The 23661-nt window shown below is 74.9% G+C and carries 22 protein-coding genes and 2 pseudogenes; 9 read left to right on the top strand and 15 right to left on the bottom strand.

Annotation, left to right across the window (positions count from 1 at the left end; all coding sequences use genetic code 11):
- A pseudogene (locus ACFV57_RS39475) lies at positions 1–273 on the bottom strand (hypothetical protein); the annotation flags it as partial.
- Positions 274–631: 358 nt separating this feature from the next.
- Between ACFV57_RS39475 and ACFV57_RS39470 the strand changes: the two are divergent.
- Complete coding sequence (locus ACFV57_RS39470) at positions 632–1708, top strand: oxidoreductase (protein WP_385243036.1); 1077 nt, start codon at positions 632–634, stop codon at positions 1706–1708.
- Positions 1709–1811: 103 nt separating this feature from the next.
- On the opposite strand, the gene ACFV57_RS39465 is transcribed toward ACFV57_RS39470, so the two are convergent.
- The 5 genes from ACFV57_RS39465 to ACFV57_RS39445 all read right to left on the bottom strand — a co-directional run bounded on the left by ACFV57_RS39465 (position 1812) and on the right by ACFV57_RS39445 (position 7779).
- Positions 1812–2546 carry a class I SAM-dependent methyltransferase gene (locus ACFV57_RS39465; protein ID WP_385243027.1) on the bottom strand — a complete coding sequence of 245 codons (735 nt, stop codon included), beginning with the start codon at positions 2544–2546 and terminating at the stop codon, positions 1812–1814.
- Positions 2547–3034: 488 nt separating this feature from the next.
- Complete coding sequence (locus ACFV57_RS39460) at positions 3035–3541, bottom strand: MarR family winged helix-turn-helix transcriptional regulator (RefSeq protein ID WP_385243025.1); 507 nt, start codon at positions 3539–3541, stop codon at positions 3035–3037.
- Positions 3542–3704: 163 nt separating this feature from the next.
- Positions 3705–5510 carry an FUSC family protein gene (locus ACFV57_RS39455; protein WP_385243023.1) on the bottom strand — a complete coding sequence of 602 codons (1806 nt, stop codon included), beginning with the start codon at positions 5508–5510 and terminating at the stop codon, positions 3705–3707.
- Between the two features lie 49 nt (positions 5511–5559).
- Positions 5560–6579 (bottom strand): acyl-CoA dehydrogenase family protein, encoded by a 1020-nt coding sequence (locus ACFV57_RS39450; protein WP_385243020.1) that lies wholly within the window; start codon positions 6577–6579, stop codon positions 5560–5562.
- A 30-nt stretch (positions 6580–6609) separates the two neighbouring features.
- Positions 6610–7779, bottom strand: coding sequence for an acyl-CoA dehydrogenase family protein (locus ACFV57_RS39445; protein ID WP_385243017.1), 1170 nt, complete (start codon positions 7777–7779; stop codon positions 6610–6612).
- Between the two features lie 111 nt (positions 7780–7890).
- Between ACFV57_RS39445 and ACFV57_RS39440 the strand changes: the two genes are divergently transcribed.
- Genes ACFV57_RS39440 through ACFV57_RS39430 form a run of 3 tightly spaced genes read left to right on the top strand, consistent with a single transcriptional unit; the run spans position 7891 to position 10560 of the window.
- Positions 7891–8700: an SDR family oxidoreductase gene (locus ACFV57_RS39440; RefSeq protein ID WP_385243014.1), complete on the top strand. Its 810-nt coding sequence runs from the start codon at positions 7891–7893 to the stop codon at positions 8698–8700.
- A 57-nt stretch (positions 8701–8757) separates the two neighbouring features.
- The gene (locus ACFV57_RS39435; protein WP_385243033.1) at positions 8758–9348 is read left to right on the top strand and encodes a TetR/AcrR family transcriptional regulator; all 591 of its coding nucleotides are present in this window, start codon (positions 8758–8760) and stop codon (positions 9346–9348) included.
- Between the two features lie 54 nt (positions 9349–9402).
- Complete coding sequence (locus ACFV57_RS39430) at positions 9403–10560, top strand: acetyl-CoA C-acetyltransferase (protein WP_385243011.1); 1158 nt, start codon at positions 9403–9405, stop codon at positions 10558–10560.
- A gap of 96 nt (positions 10561–10656) precedes the next feature.
- On the opposite strand, the gene ACFV57_RS39425 is transcribed toward ACFV57_RS39430, so the two are convergent.
- The 5 genes from ACFV57_RS39425 to ACFV57_RS39405 all read right to left on the bottom strand — a co-directional run bounded on the left by ACFV57_RS39425 (position 10657) and on the right by ACFV57_RS39405 (position 14671).
- Positions 10657–10968, bottom strand: a complete 312-nt coding sequence (locus ACFV57_RS39425; protein WP_385243008.1) for a hypothetical protein — start codon at positions 10966–10968, stop codon at positions 10657–10659.
- Positions 10969–11110: 142 nt separating this feature from the next.
- Positions 11111–12175, bottom strand: coding sequence for an NAD(P)H-dependent flavin oxidoreductase (locus ACFV57_RS39420; RefSeq protein ID WP_385243030.1), 1065 nt, complete (start codon positions 12173–12175; stop codon positions 11111–11113).
- Positions 12172–12957 carry a CoA-transferase subunit beta gene (locus ACFV57_RS39415; protein WP_385243006.1) on the bottom strand — a complete coding sequence of 262 codons (786 nt, stop codon included), beginning with the start codon at positions 12955–12957 and terminating at the stop codon, positions 12172–12174. The genes ACFV57_RS39420 and ACFV57_RS39415 overlap by 4 nt, the downstream gene beginning before the upstream one ends.
- A complete protein-coding gene (locus tag ACFV57_RS39410; RefSeq protein ID WP_385243004.1) occupies positions 12954–13859 on the bottom strand; it encodes a CoA transferase subunit A in 906 nt (301 codons plus the stop codon). The genes ACFV57_RS39415 and ACFV57_RS39410 overlap by 4 nt, the downstream gene beginning before the upstream one ends.
- Positions 13856–14671, bottom strand: a complete 816-nt coding sequence (locus tag ACFV57_RS39405) for an enoyl-CoA hydratase family protein (RefSeq protein WP_385243001.1) — start codon at positions 14669–14671, stop codon at positions 13856–13858. The genes ACFV57_RS39410 and ACFV57_RS39405 overlap by 4 nt, the downstream gene beginning before the upstream one ends.
- 98 nt (positions 14672–14769) lie before the next feature.
- Between ACFV57_RS39405 and ACFV57_RS39400 the strand changes: the two genes are divergently transcribed.
- The 3 genes from ACFV57_RS39400 (at position 14770) to ACFV57_RS39390 (ending at position 17566) form a co-directional block, all read left to right on the top strand.
- Positions 14770–15651, top strand: coding sequence for an SDR family oxidoreductase (locus tag ACFV57_RS39400; protein ID WP_385242999.1), 882 nt, complete (start codon positions 14770–14772; stop codon positions 15649–15651).
- Positions 15641–16603 carry an SDR family oxidoreductase gene (locus ACFV57_RS39395; RefSeq protein WP_385242996.1) on the top strand — a complete coding sequence of 321 codons (963 nt, stop codon included), beginning with the start codon at positions 15641–15643 and terminating at the stop codon, positions 16601–16603. Before ACFV57_RS39400 ends, ACFV57_RS39395 begins: the two co-directional genes overlap by 11 nt.
- A gap of 183 nt (positions 16604–16786) precedes the next feature.
- Positions 16787–17566 carry an SDR family oxidoreductase gene (locus ACFV57_RS39390; RefSeq protein WP_385242994.1) on the top strand — a complete coding sequence of 260 codons (780 nt, stop codon included), beginning with the start codon at positions 16787–16789 and terminating at the stop codon, positions 17564–17566.
- 7 nt (positions 17567–17573) lie between these two features.
- Here ACFV57_RS39390 and ACFV57_RS39385 read toward each other — a convergent pair whose 3' ends face one another.
- Positions 17574–18476 carry an N-acyl homoserine lactonase family protein gene (locus ACFV57_RS39385; protein ID WP_385242991.1) on the bottom strand — a complete coding sequence of 301 codons (903 nt, stop codon included), beginning with the start codon at positions 18474–18476 and terminating at the stop codon, positions 17574–17576.
- A 57-nt stretch (positions 18477–18533) separates the two neighbouring features.
- Complete coding sequence (locus tag ACFV57_RS39380; RefSeq protein ID WP_385242988.1) at positions 18534–19337, bottom strand: DeoR/GlpR family DNA-binding transcription regulator; 804 nt, start codon at positions 19335–19337, stop codon at positions 18534–18536.
- Positions 19338–19862: 525 nt separating this feature from the next.
- On the opposite strand from ACFV57_RS39380, the gene ACFV57_RS39375 reads away from it, so the two are divergent.
- Together ACFV57_RS39375 and ACFV57_RS39370 are read left to right on the top strand one after the other, a co-directional pair.
- A complete protein-coding gene (locus tag ACFV57_RS39375) occupies positions 19863–21029 on the top strand; it encodes an FAD-dependent oxidoreductase (protein WP_385242985.1) in 1167 nt (388 codons plus the stop codon).
- Between the two features lie 200 nt (positions 21030–21229).
- Positions 21230–22354: a hypothetical protein gene (locus ACFV57_RS39370; RefSeq protein ID WP_385242982.1), complete on the top strand. Its 1125-nt coding sequence runs from the start codon at positions 21230–21232 to the stop codon at positions 22352–22354.
- 182 nt (positions 22355–22536) lie between these two features.
- Here the strand turns inward: ACFV57_RS39370 and ACFV57_RS39365 are convergent.
- Together ACFV57_RS39365 and ACFV57_RS39360 are read right to left on the bottom strand one after the other, a co-directional pair.
- Positions 22537–22629 (bottom strand): annotated as a pseudogene (locus tag ACFV57_RS39365) (VOC family protein); the annotation flags it as partial.
- A 92-nt stretch (positions 22630–22721) separates the two neighbouring features.
- The gene (locus ACFV57_RS39360; protein WP_385242979.1) at positions 22722–23612 is read right to left on the bottom strand and encodes a class II fructose-bisphosphate aldolase; all 891 of its coding nucleotides are present in this window, start codon (positions 23610–23612) and stop codon (positions 22722–22724) included.
- Positions 23613–23661: the final 49 nt, after the last annotated feature.

The following is a 23661-nucleotide window of genomic DNA, read 5'->3' as shown; positions in this document are numbered from 1 at the left end:
GCCCGATGCCACGGCGGAGCGCTCGGCGGCCTCCGTGCCCACCGGCGCTCCGGCCGCTTCACCGGCACCGGACGCGCGCGGTACGGCGGGTGCGCCGTCGGCGAGCCGGGCCCCGGCCCCGCCCGGGCCGACCGCGACCGGGCGGCCGGGCCCCGCCCCGGAACCCGGCGGGCCTGCGACGAGCCCCGCGCCGGACCCGACGAGGTCCGGGCCGACCGGCGGCGCGACCGCGCCCACGGCCGCCCCCACCCCCGTACCGACCGACAGCCCCACACAGCGGCCCACCCCCACCCCGACCCCCACTCCGACCCGCGTCCCCACGCCGACCCCCACGCCCACCCCCGTCCCCACCCTCACCCCCACCCCGACTCCCACCACTCACCCGTCCCCGCCCACGCACTGCGGCTGGGAGTGGTGGGGCTGGGTCCCGGTGTGGACCTGCCGCACCGGCTGACCTCCACGGCCGGGGACCACGAGCCGTGGCCCCCGGCCCGCGCGAGGCGGGGCGCAGCGCGGAGGGGGTACGGGAATGTCTGGACGGGGCGTCCCGGCTGGGCTAGCTTCCAGCCTCATGAGGGTCAAGGGGAAGCAGGGACAGCCAGGACGTCCGGGTCGCCGGAGACGCATGCGCATGGTGTGGGCGGCGGCCTGCGCCGCGATGCTCGGCGCCGCGGGCACGGCTCCCGCATCGGCACAGGCGCCGGCCGCCGCGCCGCTGACCGCGTCCGGCGTGCTCCACGCCGGCTGGGACGTGAAGGACAGCGGCACCGACGCCCGCTTCCGCGGCCTGGCCGCCGTCAGCCGCAGCACCGCCTGGGTCGCCGGTACCGGCGGAACGGTGCTGCGCACCCGCGACGGCGGCGACCACTGGCGCGACGTCTCGCCGCCCGGCGCCGAAGCCCTGGAGTTCCGCGACATCGAGGCGTTCGACGCGCGGCACGCCGTGGTGCTGGCGGCCGGCGAGGGCGAGGCGTCCCGCGTCTTCCGTACCGACGACGGCGGCGCCACTTGGACGGAGAGCTTCCGCAACACCGACCCGCGCGCGTTCTACGACTGCATGACGTTCTTCGACAGCAGCCACGGCATCGCGCTCGCCGACCCCGTCGACGGGACGTACCGCATCCTGTCCACCGTCGACGGCGGCCGCAACTGGCGGCTGCTGCCCACCCGCGGGATGCCGCCGGCCCAGCCCGGCGAGGCGTCCTTCGCGGCCAGTGGCCAGTGCCTGGTCAGCTCCGGGGCGTACGACGCGTGGTTCGCCACCGGCGGCGCGGCCCGGAGCCGGGTGCTGTACTCGCCCGACCGCGGGCGCAGCTGGACGGTGTCCGAGACGCCGGTTCCGGCGGGCGACCCGGCGCGCGGGGTCTTCGGCCTGGCCTTCCGCGACCGTACGCACGGACTCGCGGTCGGCGGCGACTACCGGACCGGCAAGCCCTCGCCCAAGGCCGCCGCGGTGAGCGCCGACGGCGGCGCGTCCTGGCAGGCGTCCGCCAGGCCGCCTAAGCGCTACCGGTCCGGTGTGGCCTGGTTCCCGCGCACCACGCGCGTGGCCCTGGCCGTCGGCCCGACGGGCAGCGACGTCACGCTCGACGGCGGCCGCACCTGGTGGACCTTCGACGACGGCTCGTACGACACCGTCGACTGCTCGGCGGACTTCGGCTGCTGGGCGGCGGGGGAGGACGGGCGCGTCGCCCGGCTGGAGCCCTGACGAAACGGCACCCGGACCCGGCCCCGGACCGGCGCTCGGACCGGTCCTCGGCCCGGCTCCGGGGACCGGCCCCGGCGCGGGTCCGGGGCGTCGCGCCCGTACGTCAGCGGACGCGTGCCGACACCGCCAGCACGTGCGGCGCCGCCAGGTAGCGTGCGAACAGTGACGCGCTGCCGCTGGCGGCGGTCCGCGGGGGCTGCCAGGCGATGTCGGTGAACCCGGCCTCCGCCAGGGCCCGTTCGTGTGCCTCGCGGGACCAGTAGTAGGCGGTCACCTGGAAGTTCTCCTCGGCGGCCCGGCCGTGCAGGCCGACCGGGTCGCCGTCGCGCGGGTGGGGGCCGGCGACGGTGAGGTCGAAGCCGTAGGGCCGGTAGTAGTGGGGGACCGTCGCGAAGTCCGGGTTGAGCGTGGCGGCCACGAAACAGCCGCCCGGCGCGAGGGTGGCGCGGGCGGCGGCGCACAGCCGGGCGAGCGCGGCCGGAGTGGCCGCGTAGGACAGCGCGTAGACGGCCACGGCCAGGTCGAAGGCCCCGGCGAGCGCCTCGGTGGCCTGCGCGTCGTGCACGCGGTAGCGCACCCCGAGGGGCTCCACCTCCTCGCGGTGCCGGGCGTGCGCGATCATCCCGGGCGACCGGTCGACGCCGAGCACGCTGCCCGCACCGCTTCGCGCGAAGAAGCGGGCGTAGTGCCCCGAGCCGCAGCCGAGGTCCAGGACCCGCCGCCCCTCGACGCCACCCGAGGCGGCGAGGACGGAGGGCATCTCGATATGCCGTCTGAAGGGCAGTTCGTCGATGCTGCGTTCGTGCAGGGCGGCCATACCGTCGAACTGGGAAGTCATGACGCTGCCTCGGGAGTGCGGGTCGCCGGGCGACGGAGCGGTCGGTGGACGGACGGAACCGGGCACACCCGGGGAGGCCCGCGGCCGTCGGCGGCGGGGCACCGCGCCCGTCGGACTCCCGCGGGGCAGGCCGTGCGACCAGGCAAACCGGCGTTCCTCCCTCCGCCCGCGCGGCACCGGCGCCGCCGCGGAGCCCGCCGGACGGCGGGCGGACACCTGGGGAGCCGCCTACTGAACGCATCATTCCGCAGTGCGCGCGAGTTGCCGGGGAGGCGCCGGACGAACGGCCGGTGCGCCACCCGCCCTGCCCACGCGCCACCGGCACCGGCCGCCACAGGGAACCGGCGTCGGCCCCCACGCGGAAACCGGCACCGACCGCCACACGGCACCGGCACCGGCCGCTCCCGCCCGGCGGGCGCCGGGCCCCGGCGTCGGCATCGGCGTCGCCCGTCCGGCGTACCGTCCGGGCGTCGCCCCCCGGCAGGCCGTCAGTCCAGCAGGCTCCCCAGCCGCCCCTCCAGAAGCACCAGCAACTCGCTCAGCCCTTCGGACAGTTCGTCCCTGCGCCGGGCGTCGATGCCCTCCAGCAGACCGGCCTCGTAGCGCAGTTGCTCGGGCAGCAGCCGGTCGATGACCGCGCGGCCGTCGTCGGTGAGAGAGAGGTGCGAGACCCGCCGGTCCCGTTCGTCGGGGCGCCGCGCGACCAGCCCGCGCGTCTCCAACTGCCGTACCCGCTTGGTGACCGCGGCCCCGGACGCGAACGTCTCGCGCGCGATGCGGCCGGGCGTCAGCTCGCGGTCCATCCGCCGCAGCGTCCCGAGGATGTCGAACTCCGGGCGGGTCAGCCCCTCCCGCCGCAGCGGCGCGTCGGCGGCCTGCTGCAACAGCGCGGAACATCGGTTGAGTCGCCCGATCACCGCCATCGGGCCGGTGTCCAGCCCCGGATGGACCTGCTGCCACTGCCGCAGCACCCCCGCGACGATGTCCTCGGTCACGCGCACCCCTTCTTCCCGGGCTCTCCCGGCCCCCGTCGGCGTCCTGTGTCGCGCACGGCGGACCACGGGCCGCCGAACGGTCCCCGCGCCGCGCTGCGCCCGGCCAATTCTGCCTGGTGCCGCTCCGGGGAGCAGGGCGGGGCGGTACGGGAGCGCCACGCGGCTACGCGGCCGGCGCCGGCGCGGACAGCCGGCGGACGAGCCGGGCCAGGGAACGGTGCCCCCGCTGTTCGGCCAGGGCGACGCGCTCCTCGGGGACGGCGCGCTGCCACCACTCGCCGCCGGACACCTCCACCGCCTCCCGCAGCTCCACCAGGCTCCCGGCCAGCCGGTCGCGCGCCCGGCCCGTCTCGCGCGCGTCGCCGTACGCGCCCGCGGGGCCCGGCCCGGCGCCGCCGTCCAGCAGCCGCAGCGCCGCGCCCTCGGCGGCCGTCACCCGGTCCAGCGCCGCCTCGATGCGGTCGGCGGCGCGGCGGTTGGTGACCAGGACGCAGCAGGCCAGGCCCACGGCCGCACCCACGACGGTGTCGGTCCAGCGGTCGGTGACCAGCGTCCGCGCGGGCAGGTGACTGCCGAACTCGGTGAGCAGCAGGGCCATCGGGGTGACCCAGACCGACCCGAGCCAGTAGTTGCGGGTGATGCTCGCCTCCGCGCAGAACTGGAAGGTGAGCGCCAGCAGGATCATCGCGAGGTGGCCGGTGTGGATGACCGGCAGCAGGGCGGTGAAGAGCAGCAGCCCGAGGAGGTTGCCGATGGTGCGCTGGAGGGCCCGCTGCCAGGACAGGGTGGTGTTGGCCTGGTAGATGGAGGCCGCGGTGACCACGGCCCAGTACGGGTGGCCGACGCCCACCGCCATCGAGCCCCAGCCTGCCAGCGCGCAGCCCGTGGCGACCCGTGCGCCGACGGGCAGCAGCGGTGAGCCGGGCGCGAGGCGGTGGAGCACGGCCCGGAAGCCGTGCGGGCGGCCGGGCGCGGGGCGGCGCGGTACCACTTCATGGCGCGCGCTTCTGTCGTGGTCCGCGTGCTCCGCGGCGATCCCGGCCAGCTCACCGGCCTGCGCGCCGGTGAGCGCGACCTCCGGCAGCGGCCGGCCCCGGCGCAGGTCGCGGGCCCACGCCGTGCAGCGCTCGGCCTCTGCCGGGTCGGCCTCCGGGGCGCCGAGTGCCGACTCGGCCCGTACGAGCAGCCGCTCCAGCCCGGAGCGGGCGGCGGCCGCGGCGGGAGTGCGGCCGGGGACCTGGAACAGCGTGTGCCAGGCGGCGTTCACGGCGGCAGCGGCGGCGTGCCGGGCGCGGTCCGGCGCGGCGGGGGCGCCTTCGGGCGCGGGGCCGGTGCGCAGCAGCGCCGCGGCGGCCTCCAGCGCCCGCGCCGTCGCGATCCGCTCCGGCCCGCGCGGCCGGACCAGCGCGGGCGCCATGCACACCAGCCAGGCGAGCGCTCCGGCGCCCAGGGCCAGTGACAGGTGGAAGGGCACCTGTCCGATCCGCTGCGGCACGAAGAACGCGGACGCCGAGATGAAGGTGAAGATCAGGTTTCCCGGCGGGCCGACGCGCGTCGCGTCGCAGACCGTCTTGTGGACGGCGGCGACCAGCGAGGCGAGCAGGACGAGCAGGGGGACCGAGGTGGTCAGGGAGGCGGCGGTCAGTGCGGTGCCGAGGCTCGCGACCATGCCGAGCACCACCCAGGTCAGGGTGCGGGCGCGGGCGGCGTACGGCAGCCCGTGTGCGTACAGGGCGCACATCGCGCCGGCCGAGGTGTAGAGGACGAGGTCGAGGCGGCCCAGCGCGAGCAGGGTGAACTCGGGGACGCCGAGGGCGACGACCGCGCTCAGCGCGGGCTTGTGCCAGATGTCCACGGGGCGGCGCAGGAGGACGGTGCTCCTGAGGGGCAGCGGGCGCGCGCGTACCGCGCCGCCGCTCCCGGACGTGGCCGCCGCGCGCTTTCCCGTAGGTCTGGCATGTTTCCCCATCCCAAAACCTTAACAGGTGTTTTACTCGTAAAAGATTTGCGCCCGTGGGTCACCCCTCCGGCCCGGGGGAGGGGAGTACGCGGGCCCGGCACTCCGCGGGGGTGCCCCAGGCGCCCCGCAGTGCTCGCGCCTTGCGCATCCACAGGGAGAGGTGCAGCTCGTCGGTGTAGCCCAGGGCGCCGTGCGACTGGAGCGCGGTCCGCGCCGCTGCGTGGGCCGCCTCGCCCGCCGCGGCCTTCGCCATCGCGATGCCGATGCCCGCCTCGCCGCTGCCCGCCTCCCCGGCGCCCGCGAGTTCCACCGCGGCCCCGTACACCAGCGGCTCGGCGAACTCCAGCCCCAGCAGCACGTCCGCCAGCCGGTGCTTCACCGCCTGGAACGAGCCGACGGCGACGCCGAACTGGGTGCGCTGCTTGACGTACGCCACGGTGTCGTCCAGCAGCCGTCGGCCGACGCCGAGCGCCTGAGCCGCGGTGAGCAGGCGCGCGGTGTCCCCGGCGTACGCGGCGGCGGCCCGCACGGCCGGTCCGCTCGCCAGTACGGCGCCTCCGCTCTCCTCGCACCGGACCAGCCGCCGGGCCGGATCGACCGAGGGCTGGACCGGCCCGTTCCCCTCGGCCCGCCGCAGGGTGCCGCCGCTGATCAGGAAGGTGGCGTCGGCGGACGCCGCGTCCAGCGCGTACGGCCCGCACGTCAGGTCGGCGTACGACACCACCGCGTCCCCGGCCGCGATCGCGGGCAGCCAGGTACCGGCCGGAGCCGCGTCGCCGAGCCGGTCCAGCAGCACCGCCGCCGCGACCGTCTCCACCACCGGACCCGGGACTGCATACCGGCCCAACTCAACGAAAGCCGCGACCAGTTCGACCGGCAGGAACCCCGCGCCCCCGTACTTCTCCGGCACGGCCAGTCCGAACACCCCGGCCTCCGCGAGCCGCCGCCACACCGCGTGCCCGGGGTCGCGGTCACCGGCGCCCCACGCCCGTACGGCGGCGGGAGTGTCCGCCGCAGCCAGCATCCGGCCGAGCGTCCGGCCGAACTCCGCCTGCTCCTCGTCCAGCAGGAACCGCATCCGTCAACTCCCCTCGATGGTCGCTCCGCCTCACCGCCGCCCTTTCGGCAGGCCCAGCAGCCGTTCGGCGATGATGTCGCGCTGGATCTCGTTCGTACCGGCGTAGACCGGGCCGGCCAGCGCGAAGACCCAGCCGTCGGCCCAGCTCCCGTGGTCCGGCGCCTCGGCGGCGGTGTCGGCGAGTTCCCCGCGCGGGCCGAGGAGGTCGAGCGCGGTCTCGTGCAGGGCGATGTCCAGTTCGGACCAGAAGATCTTGTTGAGGCTCGCCGCCGCGCCCGGCGCGCCGCCCGCCGCGAGCCGGGTGGCCTGGGCGCAGGCGGCGAGCCGGTAGGCGCGGGCGCCGATGAGCGCGTCGGCCACCCGGTCGCGCAGCGCCGTGTCCGCGGGGTCGGCGGTGGCCCGCCACAGGGCGGCGAGACGGGCGGCCGCGGCCGTGAAGCGCCCCGGGCTGCGCAGGGTGAGCCCGCGCTCGTTGCCCGCCGTGCTCATCGCGGCCCGCCAGCCCTGTCCCGGCTCGCCGATCACGTCCGCGTCCGGCACGAACACCTCGTCGAGGACGATCTCGGCGAAGGCCGGCTTGCCGTCGAGGCGGCCGACGGGCCGTACCGTCGCGCCCGGCGCCGTCAGGTCGAACATCAGGTAGGTGAGGCCGTGGTGCGGCCGGTCCGCGCCGGGATCGCTGCGGAACAGCCCGAACGCCCGGTCCGCGAAGGCCGCCCGGGAGGACCACGTCTTGTGCCCGCGCAGCAGCCAGCCGCCCTCGGCCCGTACGGCGGACGACCGCAGCGCGGCCAGGTCGGAGCCGGCGCCGGGCTCGGACCACGCCTGTGCCCAGACGGTCTCGCCGCTCGCGATCGGGGGCAGCACGCGCGCCAGCTGCTCGCGCGTCCCGTGCTCGAAGAGGGTGGGGGCGAGCAGGCTGATCCCGTTCTGCGAGACCCGGCCGGGGGCGCCCGCCGCGTGGTACTCCTCCTCGAAGATCAGCCAGCGGAACACCGACGCGCCCCGCCCGCCGTACTCCCGCGGCCAGGTCACGGCCGACCAGCGGCCGGTGTGCAGCTCGCGCTCCCACTCCCGGTGGGCGGCGAAGCCCTCGGCGGTCTCCAGCGAGGGCAGCGGGACGGCGGGGACGTGGTCGGCCAGCCAGTCCCGGGCCTCGTGCCGGAACTCCTCGTCCTCGGGGGCGTGTTCGAGATCCATCGGCGAGCGGCCTCCCGTGCGGTGGCGGCGTGCTCCGGCGCGGTTCCTCCGGGGGCGCGGGCTGTTCCGCGACCGTTCCCTAACAAGTGTTTGGTAGGTTAGCGTACGGCCATGACGCCCGAGAAGCCTCCGACGGCGCACCCGGCACCCCCGTACGTCCCCGGGCACGGCCTGCTCGCCGGCCGGACGGCCGTCGTCACCGCCGCGGCGGGCACCGGCATCGGCGGCGCCACCGCCCGCAGACTGCTGGAAGAGGGCGCGGACGTGGTCCTCTCCGACGCGCACACCCGGCGCCTGAAGGAGTCCGAGGCCGCGCTCGCCGCCGAGTTCGGCGCCGGGCGGGTCGCCGCGCTGCCCTGCGACGTCACCGACGAAGCACAGGTCGCCGCCCTCTTCGACGGCGTCGGACAGCGGCACGGACGGCTGGACGTGGTCGTCAACAACGCCGGACTCGGCGGCAGCGCCGACCTGGTGACGATGACCGACGCACAGTGGACCGCCGTCCTCGACGTCACCCTGAACGGGACCTTCCGCTGCACCCGCGCCGCGCTGCGCCGGATGCGGGCCGACGGGCGGGGCGGCGTCATCGTCAACAACGCCTCCGTCGTCGGCTGGCGGGCCCAGCGCGGCCAGGCGCACTACGCCGCCGCCAAGGCCGGGGTCATGGCGCTGACCCGCTGCGCCGCCGCCGAGGCCGCGGCCTACGGGGTCCGCGTCAACGCCGTCTCGCCCAGCCTGGCCGTCCACCCCCACCTGGCGAAGGTCACCGGCGAGGACCTGCTCACCGCGCTGACCGCCCGGGAGGCGTTCGGGCGCTCCGCCGAGCCGTGGGAGGTCGCCAACGTCATCGTCTTCCTGGCCAGCGACTACGCCTCGTACATGACCGGCGAGACGGTCCCGGTCAGCAGCCAGCGCGCGTGACGGGGGAGGGACAATGAGCCGGTGTCCACCGCAAAGAAGACCGGAAAACCGGCCGCCGTGACCCCGGCGCCGCCCGCCCGCCGCCGCGAACTGCTCGCCACCGCGGCCGAGGTGTTCGCCGCCCACGGCTACAACGCCACGACCGTACGCCGGATCGCGGACGAGGCCGGTCTGCTCGCGGGCAGCCTCTATTACCACTTCGACTCCAAGGAGTCGATGCTCGACGAGATCCTGAGCACCTTCCTGGACGAGTTGTGGGCCGGCTACGACACGGTCCTCGCGGCCGGTCTCGGCCCCCGGGAGACCATCGAGGCCCTGGTCACCGAGTCCTTCCGGGAGATCGACCGGCACCGCGCCGCCGTCGCCATCTACCAGAAGGAGTCCGGGCAGCTCGCCGGGCGGCCCCGCTTCGGCTATCTCGCCGACTCGCAGCGCAAGTTCGAGAAGGCCTGGCTCGGCACGCTGGAACGCGGCGTCGCCGACGGCGTCTTCCGCCCCGAGCTCGACGTCCGGCTCACCTACCGGTTCGTCCGCGACACCGTCTGGGTCGCCGCGAGCTGGTACCGGCCGGGCGGCCACCACGGCCCGGAGGAGATCGCCCGCCAGTACCTGTCGATGGTGCTGGACGGCATCGCCGTACGGGACTGACCGCACAGCGCCTCCGGGAAACCCCGCGCACGCCCCGACGACCGAGGAGCCGGCATGGCCGAGGCCTACATCATCGACGCCCTGCGCACCCCCGTCGGAAAGCGCGGCGGCGCCCTCGCCGCCGCGCACCCGGCCGACCTCGGCGCGCACGTACTGAAGGCGCTGATGGAGCGCACGGGCGTGGACCCGGCCGCCGTGGACGACGTGGTCTTCGGCTGCCTGGACGCCGTCGGCCCGCAGGCCGGCGACATCGCCCGGACCAGCTGGCTGGCGGCCGGACTGCCCGAGGAGGTGCCGGGCGTCACCGTCGACCGGCAGTGCGGCTCCTCCCAGCAGGCCGTCCACTTCGCCGCGCAGGGCGTGCTCTCCGGCACCCAGGACCTGGTCGTCGCGGGCGGCACCCAGAACATGTCGATGGTCCCCATCGCCTTCGCGAGCCGCCGGGCCGCCGAACCGCTCGGGCTGACCGAGGGCCCGTACGCGGGCAGCGCGGGCTGGCGCGCCCGTTACGGTGACCGGCCCGTGGACCAGTTCCACGGCGCCGAGCTGATCGCCGGGCAGTGGGGCATATCCCGTACGGACATGGAGGAGTACGCCCTGCGCTCGCACCGCCGGGCCGTCCGCGCCGCCGACGAGGGACGCTTCGCCCGCGAGCTGGTCCCGTACGGGGACGTGACGGCCGACGAGGGCCCGCGGCGCGACACGTCGGCCGCGAAGATGGCGGCCCTCCGGCCCGTGGTGGCCGGCGGCCGGCTCACCGCCGCCGTCTCCTCCCAGGTCTCCGACGGCGCCGCGGCCCTGCTGCTGGCGGGCGAGCGGGCCGTACGCGACCACGGGCTGACCCCCCGCGCCCGCGTCCACCACCTGTCCGTACGCGGCGAGGACCCGATACGGATGCTGTCCGCGCCCATCCCGGCCACCGCGCACGCGCTGAAGCGGACCGGGCTGCGCATCGACGCCATCGACCTCGTGGAGATCAACGAGGCGTTCGCGCCCGTGGTGCTGGCCTGGCTGCAGGAGACCGGCGCCGACCCCGCCCGGGTCAACGTCAACGGCGGCGCCATCGCGCTGGGCCATCCGCTCGGCGCGACCGGCTGCAAGCTCATGGCCACGCTGCTGCACGAGCTGGAGCGCACCGGCGGGCGCTACGGCCTCCAGACGATGTGCGAGGGCGGCGGGCAGGCCAACGTCACCGTGATCGAACGGCTGTGAGCGGGGCCGGGACCGGGGCCCCACCTGGGGCGGAGCCCGGCCCCGAGCCCCGGACCGCGGCCCGGCGCGCGACCGCGGCCCTCGTCCGGCCGGGTGTCAGCAGGCCCGGTTCTTCACGTACAGGGCGCGCGGGCCGCGGTCCGTCCCGTACCGGACGTCCTTCGTCGCGGCCTTGGCGAGGCGGCCGTTCACGGCGGGCCGGGCCGGGACGACGATCGTGTAGCAGGCCGTGCGCTGCGCGCAGAGGTTCTTCAGACGGACGAACCGCGTGTGGTCCTTGGTGAAGTACTTCATCACCTTGGCGCACTGCGGTGCCCGCGGCGCGGCCGCGGCCTGCGACGCCGTCGCCAGCCCGAGTGTCGTGCTGAGGGCCGTCGCCGCGACGGCCGTGGCGAGAAACTTGCGCATGTGATCTCCCCCGATGGAAACCTCCGCCCGCGGCAGGACCACGGGCGGCCTTCAGTGGTCATTCTCCACCGTAGTGTGGCGAAATCCAGACCGGTGTTCGGGTCCGGTGTCCGGGCCGCCCGGCCCGCTCGGACCGGGCCGCTCACCCCGGGACGCCCGGCCCGCCCGCCCCCAGCCGGTCCAGCGCCGCCGCCGCCTCCGCCATGATCCGGCCGACCAGTTCCGCACACGACGGCAGGTCGTCGATGAGCCCGGCCACCTGGCCGGACGCCATCACACCGGCGTCCGTACGGCCCTCCACCAGCGCGGCCCGCAGCATCATCGGCGTGTTCGCGGCCAGCAGCACCTGACTCCAGGACAGCTCCGCGCCCCGCTTCATGGCCAGCCCGTCGCGCACCATACGGGCCCAGCCCGTGCCCGCCTGCTTGCGGAACGCCGCCGCGTGCCGCGCGGCCCGCAGCAGGGCCGCCGCACGCCCGGACCGTTCCAGGGCGGCGACCAGCTCCGTGCGCAGCATCCGGTGCGGCAGCCCGTCCACCTTGCGCGTCACGGTCACGTCCTGCACCGAGGCCGCCAGATAGCGCGCCTTGACCGCGTCCGGGACGGTGCTGTCCGACGTCAGCAGGAAGCGGGTGCCCATGGCCACGCCCGCCGCCCCGAAGGCGAGGGCGGCCACCAGTCCGCGCCCGTCGTGGAAGCCGCCGGCCGCCACGACCGGGATGTCCACCGCGTCCACGACCTGCGGCAGCAGCACGGAAGTGGCCACGTCGCCGGTGTGCCCGCCGCCCTCGGACCCCTGCACGACCACCGCGTCCGCGCCCCACGCCGCGACCTTCTCCGCGTGCCGCCGCGCCCCGACCGTCGGGACGACGACCACGCCCGCGTCCTTCAGGCGGGCGATCAGCTCCCGCGAGGGCGCCAGGGCGAACGAGGCGACCCGTACGCCCTCCTCGACGATGATGCGCACCCGCTCCGCCGCGTCCCCGGCGTCCGCCCGCAGATTGACGCCGAAGGGCCGGTCCGTACGGGAGGCCACCTCGCGCACCGCCGCGCGCAGCTGCCCGGCGGACATCGTCGCGGACGCCAGGATGCCGAGCGCCCCCGCCTCGGCGGTGGCCGCGACCAGGCGCGGCCCGGCGACCCAGCCCATGCCGGTCTGCACGAGGGGGTACCGGACGCCGGTCAGCTCGGTGAGCGCGGTGGTCAGGGGCCGCACGGCGGCACCTCGCGGTCGCGCAGCCCGCGCGGGTCGATCACCTCGCGGATCAGGCGCAGTTCGGCGGCGTCCGGCTCGCGCGTGCACGGCACCCCGCCGTCCGGCACGCGCAGCGCGAACCCGGTGGCCGCCAGCACGTCGCCCAGCCGTACGCCCGGGTGCAGCGACCGCAGGCGCATGCTGTGGTCGGGCGTCTCGAAGTCGAACACACCGAGGTCGCTGACGACCTCGGCAACGCGGTGATAGCGGGTGGCGGACGGCCCGGCCGCCGCGGCCCGGTCGTAGCCGACGCCGCAGACCATGTCGACCCGCTCGACGAAGGTCCGCGGCGAGTGCTTCGGAACCCAGTAACTGGTCGGATGGTTGAGGGTGTTGACCGGCGCGCCCCGCACCCCGAGCAGCTGCCGGGACGGGCGCTCCCAGTCCCCGATGCAGGAGATGTTCTGGTTGCCGTACCGGTCGATCTGGCTCGCGCCCATCATGACGTGCCGGCGCCCGGTGGCGGCCAGCGCCAGATGGCGGCGGTACGGCAGCCAGCCCTCCGTCACCGCCGACGGCGAACCCGCCGCCGGTACATCGTCCATGAGCAGCGCCTCGCCGTCCGTCAGCAGGAGGCCGGGGGAGAAGGTGAGCTTCGCCAGCCGCGCGCCGAGGGCGGGCACGGTGCCCATGGGGGAGGCGAGCACCTCGCCGGCGCCGCGCCAGACCTCGGCGCACGCGGTCACGCAGTACTCGGCGCGGGTGACGGTCGCGGTCGCGGCGTCGGCTGTCATGGGCGCTCCTTCGCGGTGTCGTCGGCGAAGGCCGCGACCGCGGCCCGGTAGTCGTCCTCGTCGCCCGACAGGAAACGCTCGACGAACGCGGCCCACGCGTCCGGGTCCGCCGCCGCCAGCACGTACGCCTGCTGGAAGGCCTGGTCCCGCGCGTAGTCCGGCGCGCAGGAGGTGAAGTGCGCCCCGTACGGAGCCTCCACGACGCCGCTGACGAACATCCGGCTGACCAGCAGCGTCTGTGGCCCGCCCGTCCGGGCCAGCTCCTCGACGGGCACGATCCGTTCGCACGAGACGTACGCCGCGTCCGCCGCCTCGCAGAAGAGGTCGTCGAAGTACGGGTCGGGTCCCAGGTACTGGCCGTTGCCCCGCGCGTCCGCCCGGTTGAGATGCACCAGCGCCGCGTCCAGGCGCAGCGCCGGTACGGCGACCAGCTCCTCCCCGTCCTCGTACGGCGAAGTGACCGTACGGATACGGGGGTTGACCCGCAGCACGTCCGACCCCAGCCCGGCCCGTACCGGCATGAAGGGCAGCCGCTGGCCCGCCGCGGTCAGCCCCCACAGGAACATCGCCTCGTCCAGCTCGGTCAGTTCGAGGGCGCCGCGCTCGCGGGCCGCCCGGTAGTGCGGCTCCAGGGGGACCGAGTCGAGCGTCACGAAGGGGGTGACCAGCCGGCGGATCTTCCCGGCGGCGGCCAGCAGGCCCACGTCCGGGCCTCCGCAGGACACGACGGTGAGGTCCGTCAGGCCGGAGCGCAGCACGGCCCGTACGAGTGCCATCGGTTTGCGGCGTGAACCCCAGCCGCCGATGCCGATCGTCATTCCGCTCGACAGCCGGGCGGCTACGGCGTCGGCGGTCAGGGTCTTGTCGGACACGGTCGTGTCGGGCGCGGGGGTGTCGGTCAACTCGGCTTCCCTTCGGGAGTCCCGGTCTCGCGCTCGCCCGGCGGTCCCGTCCGGCCCTTCCGGGCTCGGGTGAACGCGTCCCGGTGCCGGTCGGCCACGCCGCTGAGGTTGGCCTCGAAGGTGAAGCCCTGTTCGAAGCGGTAGCTGCGGTGGACGTCGACCGGATCGATGCCGTTGATGGCGGCCTTGGCCAGCCGCAGCAGATACCCGTCCTTCGCGGCGATCTCCCCGGCCAGCGCGAGCGCCGCCGCCAGCACCTCGCCGCGCGGCACCACCTCCCATACGGCACCGTGTCGGTGGAGTTCGGCGGCGGTCACGGTGCGCGAGGTGTAGTAGAGGGCGCGCATCAGGTGCGGCGGGACGAGCCGGGCGAGGTGGGTGGCCGCGCCGAGCGCGCCCCGGTCCAGTTCGGGCAGGCCGAACGTCGCGTCGTCGCTCGCCACGATCGCGTCCGCGTTGCCGACCAGGCCGATCCCGCCGCCCAGGCAGTAGCCCTGTACGGCGGCGACGACCGGCACCTCGCAGTCGTACACGGCCCCGAACGCCGCGTAGCAGCCGCGGTTGGCGCCGAGCAGCGCGGAGTGCCCCGGCGTCCGCTGCATCTCCTTGATGTCCACGCCCGCGTTGAACCCGCGGCCGGCGGCGGTGAGCACCACACAGCGGACGCCGGGGTCGCGGCCGGCCGCCCGTACCGCGTCGGCCAGGTCGAACCACCCCTGTACGGGCAGGGCGTTGACCGGCGGCCGGTCGACGGTGACGAGCGCGATGCCGTCCTCGGGGCGGGAGACGGTGACGGTGGTGGAGACACCCATGGGCGGATCAGCTACCTTTCCACCAAACGTTTGTTAGGTGCAGGCTGCTTGAGAAGGTAGCAGCGCGGCGCCCCCAACGGGAGGGCGGAGGTTCCCCTTTGACGGTCGGCATCGATCTGTCGGGACGCGTCGCGGTCGTCACGGGCGGCACGCGGGGCGTCGGCGCCGGTATCAGCCGGGCCCTGCTGGCGGCGGGCGCCGAGGTCGTCGCCTGCGCCCGCCGCCCGCCGGAACACCCCCTCTCGGTACCGGGGGAGGGGCACGCGGGCCCCCGCACCGCGGTCTTCGAGCCGCTGGACGTGCGCGACCCGGACGCGGTCGCCGCCTGCTTCGCACGCGTACGGGACCGGCACAAAAGCCTCGACATCCTCGTCAACAACGCGGGCGGCGCCCCGTACCGGCTCCTCGACGACTCCTCGCCGCGGCAGGCCGCCCGCGCCATCGAACTGAACCTCACCGCGCCGCTGACCGCGTCCCTCGCCGCCCGGAACGTCATGGCGCGGCAGCGGAGCGGCGGTTCGATCATCATGATCGGCAGCGTCAGCGGCACCCGCCCCTCGCCCGGCACCGCCGCCTACGGAGCCGCGAAGGCGGGCCTGGAGAACCTCGCCCGCACCATGGCCGTCGAGTGGGCGCCGCACATCCGCGTCAACACCCTCGTCCTCGGCATGGTGCACACCGAACGCTCCCACCTCCACTACGGCGACGAGGCGGGCGTCGTCGCCGTCGGCCGCACCGTCCCGCTCGGCCGGCTCGCGACGCCCGACGAGGTCGGCGGACTGTGCGCCTTCCTGGCGGGGGACGGGTGCGGGTACGTGAGCGGCGCGAGTCTCCTCGTACACGGCGGGGGCGAGCGGCCCGCCTTTCTGGCAGCCGCCGGGACGTCGGCGGGCAGGCCGCGGAAGTCCCGTACGGATGCTCCGTCCTGTACGGCAGCCTCGGCGTCCCTTCCCGACCAGGAGGACCAGCATGACCGATGAGAACGCGAACGAAGAGACGGCGACCGGCCCCGGACCGGCGGGCCTGTGCGCCGGACGCGTGGTCGTCGTCACCGGTGCGGGACGCGGGCTCGGCCGGGCCCACGCCCTGGCCTACGCGGCCGAAGGCGCCCGGGTCGTCGTCAACGACCTCGGAGTGCGGCCGGACGGCTCCGCGGCCCGCGACGCGGGCGGCCCCGCCGACGAGGTGGCCGCCGAGATCCGCGCGGCGGGCGGCGAGGCGGTCGCCCACGGCGGCGACGTCGCCACGCCCTGCGGCGCCGCCTCCCTGGTCGCCACCGCGCTGGGCACGTACGGACGGCTGGACACCCTGGTCAACAACGCGGGCTTCGTACGCGACCGGATGCTGGTGAACCTGGCGGAGGACGAGTGGGACGCCGTCCTGCGCGTCCACCTCAAAGGCCACTTCCTGCCGCTCCAGCACGCGGCGGCACACTGGCGCGCCGAGGCGAAGGACGGCCGGAACCCGCGGGCCCGAGTCGTCAACACCAGCTCCGGCGCGGGCCTCGCGGGCAGCGTCGGCCAGGCGAACTACTCCGCCGCCAAGGCCGGCGTCCTCGGCCTCACCCTGGTGGCCGCCGCCGAACTCGGCCGGTACGGAGTGCAGGTCAACGCCATCGCCCCGGCCGCCCGCACCCGGATGACCGAGCGGACCTTCGCCGAGACCATGGCCGCGCCGACGGACGGCACCTTCGACGCCATGGACCCCGGAAACGTCTCGCCGCTCGTCGTCTGGCTCGGCTCCGCCGCCTCGGAGGGCGTCACCGGCCGCGTCTTCGGGGTCGAAGGCGGCCGCATCACCGTCATGGAGGGCTGGCACCCGGGCCCCACCGCCGACAAGCACGCCCGCCGGACCCCGGCCGAGGCCGGCGGGACGGCGCGGCGGCTGCTGGCGGAGGCGGCCGTTCCGGAGCCGGTGTACGGGGCGGGCTGAGGCGGGGCACGGGCGCGCGGAGGCGGTGTGGGGGCTGGGGGCGAGGTGGCGTACGGCACGGGTGTGCGGGCTTGCGCCGACGCGGTGTAGGGCAGCGCTGTACGGGCTTGCGCCGAGGCGGCGTACGGAGGTTCGAAACGCACGGGTATGTTGGCGCTGCCTGCACCAACCGAGGAGTACACCATGTCGTCCCGTACCTGTCTCGTCACCGGAGCGGCCTCCGGCATCGGCGAGGCCACCGCCGCCCGCCTCCGCTCACAGGGACACACCGTGATCGGCGCCGACCTCGCGAACGCCGACATCCACGCGGACCTCGGCACCGCCGAAGGCCGCGGCGAACTGGTGGCGCGCGCCCGGGAACTGACCGGCGGGCGGCTCGACGCGGTGATCTCCTGCGCCGGTACCGCCGCCCTCGAACCGCCGACCGTCAGGGTCAACCACTTCGGCGCGGTGGCCACCCTGGAGGGCCTGCGCCCGCTGCTCGCCGCCGGGACCGACCCGCGCGCCGTCGTCGTCTCCTCGGTGGCGTCCGTGCACCCCTGCGACCCCGCCATCGTCGACGCCGCGCTGGCCGGCGACGAGCCGGCGGCGGTCGCCGCGGCGCAGGCGGCCGCCGACCGCGGCGAGAGCCACCTCATCTACGGGTCCTCGAAGGCCGCCCTCTCCCGCTGGGTCCGCCGTACCGCCGTGACCGGCGACTGGGCGGGCGCCGGCATCCCGCTCAACGCCGTCGCGCCGGGCACCGTCGTCACCCCCATGACCGCGCCCATGCTCGCCGACCCGGACGTACGGCGGATCGTGGACGCCGGCGTGCCGATGCCGCTGCACGGCCACGCCGCCCCGGACGCGGTCGCCACGCTGCTCACCTGGCTCACGTCGGCCGAGAACACACACATCACCGGCCAGGTCGTCTTCCTCGACGGCGGCGCCGACGCCGTACTGCGCGGGGACAGTACCTGGTGACGGTGCGTCATGCGGGCGGCGGACCGGCGGGCTGGGGTGGCTCGACGGGCTCGGACGGCCCGCCGGTTTCGGCCGGTTCCCACACCGAGCAGTCGTGTGCGAACAGCACCCGCCGCGGATCGAAAGCGGCGAGCCGCTCCAGCCACGACGGGAATCCGGGCAGCGGAGCGCCGAACCCGTCTCGGGCGGCCTGCCGGGCGAGCTGGTCCGACGCGAACTCCGAGGCGGTGTCACGGGCCTGGCCCGCCAGGATCACGGTGCCGTCCCGCTGCCGTACGACCAGGGACTGATGCCCCGCGGTGTGCCCCGGCGTCGGGACGATGTGGACGCCGGGCCACACCTCGGCCTCGCCGCGCAGTTCCTCGTACACGACGCCGGGGAAGTCGACCAGCGCGTCCACCGTGTACCCGCCCGCGCGTGCCAGGGCCAGTTCCGCCGCCTGCACCAGAACGGGCCTGCCGCCCAGCAGCGGATTGCCGCCGCAGTGGTCGAAGTGCAGATGGCAGTTGACCACCAGGCGGACGTCCGGGAGCCGGTGCCCGGCCGCGGCCAGCGCGGCTTCCAGCGGCCGGCGCCGCGGGCGGTAGTGCGCCTCGGTCTCCGGGTCGGCGACGCCGATCCCCGTATCGAACAACAGCAGTCCGGCGTCGTGTTGCACCAGGTAGGCGAGCGCCGGCTCCACCCGCGGCTCCCGGCCACCGGTCTCCGACGCGGGACGCACGAAGCAGCCGAGGTCGAGCCTGCGCACGGCCCGGACGGGGGAGTCGCGTACCGGACGCTTCCGGGCGGGCGCGGGTGCGGGCGTGATGGCCGGGGCCGGGGCGTGTGTGGTTGTGGGTACGGGTGCGGCGGCTGGGACCTGTGCGGTTGCGGGGGTGGATATGGCCCGCTCGCGGTCCGTGGAGTCCATCCGGCCATCGTGACAGCAGCGGGCGGCCCGGTGGGGCGAACGTGCCCCCGCCCCCGGTCAGTCCTCCGCGGCGGTCCGGGCGGCCACCACCCGCAGCCCCCGGTCGCCGAACTCCCGCCGCGTGGCCTCCTTGACGCCGCTGTCCGTGATGAGGGTGTCGAAGACGTCCGCGCCGCCGACCCGCGCGAAGCAGCGCCGGCCGATCTTCGAGGAGTCGGCGACGACCACGGCGCGCCGGGCCCGCTCGGCCATCAGCCGGTTGACCCGGGCCTCCGCCTCGTCGTGCACGGTCGCGCCCATCACCGGCTCTATTCCGTTGGCGCCGATGAAGGCGATGTCCACGGAGATCTGCTGGAGGACCAGCTCGCTGAACGGGCCGACCAGCTCGAAGGACCGTGAATGCGCCACCCCGCCGGTCAGCACGATCTTGATCTGCGGCCGTACGGCCAGCTCGTTGGCGATGTTCAGCGAGTTGGTGACGATGGTCAGATGCGGCTGCGGGCCCGCCTCCGCGAACTCCGGCCGGGTCGCCAGCACCCGCGCGATCTCCGTGGTCGTGGTGCCGCCGCTCAGGCCGACCACGTCGCCGCGCTCGACCAGCTTCGCCGCGGCCTGCGCCACCGCCTCCTTCTCGTCGGCGCGGTGCGCCTGCTTGTAACGGATGGGCAGGTCGTACGCCACCGAGCTGAGCACCGCGCCGCCCCGGGTGCGGGTCAGCAGCTGCTGGTCGGCCAGGGCGTCCATGTCGCGCCGCATCGTCGCGGCCGAGACCTCCAGCTTGGTCGCGGCCTCCTCGACCTCCACCCGGCCGCGTTCGCCGAGCAGCTCCAGGAGGGCGTTCATCCGTTCATGGCGGTTCATGGCGCGAGCCTAAGTCCTTTCCGTGCGCTTGCGTGATATTGGGGAGCTTGTCAGCTGATCGGTGGTCTGGGGGTGCGGGGGAGGGCGGGTGTCGGTGGCACCGCTGGTGGGACAGTACGCAAGCACTTTCCCGTCGGATGCCCCGAGAAGCCACTCCTTGCCCGGCGCCATCTCGTCCGCCCTTCCGGCCCGCCAGGTCCTCGGCGCCACCCCGCCCGCGCGCTGAGCGCCACAACGCAACGCCTCCTGGCCGCCGCCGCCCGCCCCCTCCGACGCGCCCTTCGCGCGCCGCCGCACGCCCACTCACTCCCTTCGCACCCGTACGCACCGGATGTACCTGTATCGCCGATGTGGCCGCCGCGGCGCGACGTACGTCATGCGCCATGCGCAACGGCTGGAACGGCATTCCACCTTGACATTGCTGGAACGCCGTTCCAGAGTGAGGCGCTGGAACGGCGTTCCAGGTATTCCGGTAAGGGCTTGCCGGGTGCCGTCCGACAGGGCAGCGACACGTAAGGGACCACCATGACCACTCCCCCCGTCACGATCATCGGCGCCGGCCTCGGCGGCCTCACGCTCGCGCGCGTGCTGCACGTCCACGGCATCCCGTCCGTGGTCTACGAGGCCGAGCCCTCGCCGGCGGCGCGTGCGCAGGGCGGGATGCTCGACATCCACGACTACAACGGGCAGCTCGCCCTCCAGACGGCCGGCCTGATGGACGAGTTCCGCGGCATCGTCCTGGAGGGCCGCCAGGCGATGCGCGTCCTCGACCGGGACGGAACCGTCCTGCGCGACGAACCCGACGACGGCACGGGCGGACGCCCCGAGGTGCAGCGCGGCGAGCTGCGGCAGATCCTGCTCGACTCGCTCCCGGCCGGCACCGTCCGCTGGGGACGCAAGGTCAGCGGCACGCGGGTCCTCGGTGCCCCCGGCGAGGGCCGTCACGAGGTGGCCTTCACCGACGGCAGCACCATCGCCACCAGCCTCCTGGTCGGCGCGGACGGCGCGTGGTCACGAGTCCGGCCGCTGCTGTCCGCCGCCGTACCCGAGTACGCCGGCCGGGCATCCGTCGAGACCTATGTGTTCGACGCCGGCACCCGGCACCCGGCCGCCGCCGAGGTGGTCGGCGCCGGTTCGCTGTTCGCGCTGGCACCGGGCAAGGGAATCCAGGCCCACCGGGAACAGGGCGGCACCCTCCACATGTATCTGGCGTTGTCCAGGCCCCTCGACTGGTTCGGCGCCGTCGATTTCACCGACGCCGCCGCGGCCACCGCGCGGATCGCGCGGGAATTCGACGGCTGGGCGCCGGAACTCACCGCCTTGATAACCGACAGTGACACCGCGCCGGTCCTGCGCCTTCACCACACGCTGCCCACCGGGCACCGCTGGGACCGGGCACCCGGGGTCACCCTGCTCGGCGACGCCGCCCACCTCACGGCACCGAACGGCGAAGGCGCCAACCTGGCCATGCTCGACGGCGCCGAACTCGGCCAGGCCCTCGCCGCACACCCCGACGACGTCGAGGCCGCCCTCACCGCATACGAGCAGGCCATGTTCCCCCGCGGCGCCGAAACCGCGGCCGACGCCGCCCGGATCCACGAGCTCATGTTCGGCGACGACGCTCCCCACAGCCTGGTCGCCGCGTTCACCGGACACGAGCGGCGGCCGATGGTGTCCGAAACGGCCTCGTGAGTGCTGCCTTCCGGTTCCGCGAAGGTGACAGGACGTGGGAGCGCTGCCAGAGTAGCCGCGCCAGGAGCCTCACGGGCCCCGCCGGGGCCCGTCCGCGTCCTGCTGTCCGCCACCGCGGCACCGGACGCCTGCCAGTACGCATCCCCTCAACAAGCCCCCTACCACCCGAAGTTCCGGGCTGCGGGCCGGAGAGGAACACGATGGGTTCATGGAAGTGGAACGACCAGCAGCAGCCCACCACCACGATCGGCGTCCGGTCCACGCTGGGCGCCGTCACGATGAAGGACGATCCCCAGGCCTCGCAGCGCCCGTACGTCTTCGCGCGCGGCCTCGACTCGCGGCTGTACGTCAACTGGTGGGACGGCAAGGCGTGGCACTGGAGCGACCAGGGCACTCCGGCCGGGCGCACGGTCCTGGAGAAGGTCGGCGCCGTCACGATGCAGGACCGTCCGGACGCCCAGCAGCGCCCGTACGCCTTCGTCATCACCGATGACTCCAAGCTCCACGTCAACTGGTGGGACGGCGCCAAGTGGAACTGGAGCGCACAGGGCGCGCCCAGTGGGCGGCTGGTCCGCGAGGGCGTCGGTGTCGTCGCCGTCCAGGACACCCCGACGGCGGCGCAGCGCCCGTACGCCTTCGTCCTCACGGACGACTTCCGACTGTGGGTCAACTGGTGGGACGGCGGCAAGTGGAACTGGAGCGAGCAGGGCGCGCCGCCGAACCGCACGATCTCCCGGCCCCTCGGCGTCACCACCATGCGCGACAACCCCAATGCCTCCACCCGCCCGTACGCCTTCGTCATCACCGACGACTCCCGCGTCTGGGTCAACTGGTGGGACGGCGCCAAGTGGAACTGGAGCGAGCAGGGGGCGCCGTCCGGCCGGCCGGTCAAGAAGGGTGCGGGCGTCGTCAGCGTCCGGAACGACCCGCAAGCGCCGGAGCGGCCGTATGCCTTCGTCGAGGGCTACGACTCGAAGCTGTACGTGAACTGGTGGGACGGCGCCAAGTGGAACTGGAGCGAGCAGGGCGCGCCGGACGGGCGGCTCATCCTCGACTCCGTCGGCGCGGTCACGATGAAGGACGACCCGAACGCCTTCACCCGCCCGTACGTCTTCGTGATCGGCGACGACTCGAAGCTGTATGTGAACTGGTGGGACGGCAAGGCGTGGCAGTGGGCGGCCCAGGGCACGCCGTCCGGGCGGGTCGTCGAGCGTCCCGGTGAGGCGATCACCGTCCAGGACAACGGGAACGCGGCGCAGCGCCCGTACGCCTTCGTCCTCGCCGACCACTCCGATCTCTGGGTCAACTGGTGGTCCTTGCCGTAGTCCGGCACCGGGCCGGCGGTACTCCGGCGATCACGCAGGACGACCGCCCTCGACCGTGCTCGGCGTCACCGTCGCCCGCCCCGGCGGGACGGACCCGATCCCTTCTGTGTCTGCCCGTCAGCCTCGGCAGATGCAGAAGGGGTGGCCGGCCGGATCGGTGAGCACCCGTGCCCTGTCGGGCGCGTGAGGCCGGTGGCCTGCTGGTAGAACGCGGCAAGGGCCGGCGGATCGGGGCAGTCGAGTGTGATCGCGCTCAACTTCATCTGCAGGGGCATGACACCTCCGGTGGGCCGCTGAATTCAACCATGGGCGCCGCGGGCCGGAGCAGAGCCGCACCGTGCCCATGGCTGAGCCGCGCACTTCGGTTTCACCCCCGCACCGGCGCCTCCGCGGTGGCCGGTCGGCCGGGAGCGGCGGCCTCGGTCGGGGTTCCGAGCAGGCCCAGGAGTCGGGCGGCCTCCTGGGCCACGGCTTCGCGCGCGGGTTTCACGTACTTGCGGGAGTCGACGAGGCCGGGGGCCGCGTCCAGGGTGTCCCGGATGCTGCGGGTGAAGACGGAGACCAGGTGGGTGGAGATATTGATCTTCGTCATGCCTGCGGCGACGGCCCGGCGCAGCTCGTCGTCGGGCACGCCCGAGGAGCCGTGCAGCACCAGCGGCACCGGCAGCCTTTCGGCCAGGGCCGCGATCAGCTCCTTGTCCAGTACGGCCGTGCGCTCGTGCATCGCGTGGGAGGAGCCGACGGCGACGGCCAGCGCGTCCACGCCGGTCGCCCGGACGAACGCCAGCGCCTCGTCGGGGTCGGTGCGGGCGCCGGGGGCGTGCACGCCGTCCTTGCCGCCGACCTCGCCCAGCTCGGCCTCGACGTAGGCACCGCGCTCATGGCACCAGGTGGTCAGCTCGGCCGTGGCCGCGACGTTCTCCTCGTACGGGAGGGCCGAGGCGTCCACCATCACCGACCTGATCCCGGCCGCGACGCCCTCGCGCACCAGCTCCGCTTCGGTGATGTGGTCCAGGTGCACGGCGACCCGGGCCGTGGACGCCTCCGCGAGCGCGAGGGTGGCGCGGGCGATGGGCAGCAGGCTGCCGTGGTAGCGGATGCAGTTCTCGCTGATGCCGAGGATGACCGGGAAGCCACTGCGCTCGGCGGCTGCGACGAGCGCCTCGGCGGTCTCCAGATGGATGACGTTGAACGCCGCGGCGCCGGCCCGCGCCTCACGGGCGGCGGTGACGATCGACGAGGTGGGAACGAGAGGCATGGGATCGATCCTGACTCCCTTGCGGGCTGGTCCGGGGTGATCGAGGCTG

Source organism: Streptomyces sp. NPDC059788, from assembly GCF_042732265.1.
In the GTDB taxonomy this organism is placed as follows: Bacteria; Actinomycetota; Actinomycetes; order Streptomycetales; family Streptomycetaceae; genus Streptomyces.
Note: the sequence above shows the minus strand (reverse complement) of the source record. Positions and strands in the feature narration are given on the sequence as shown.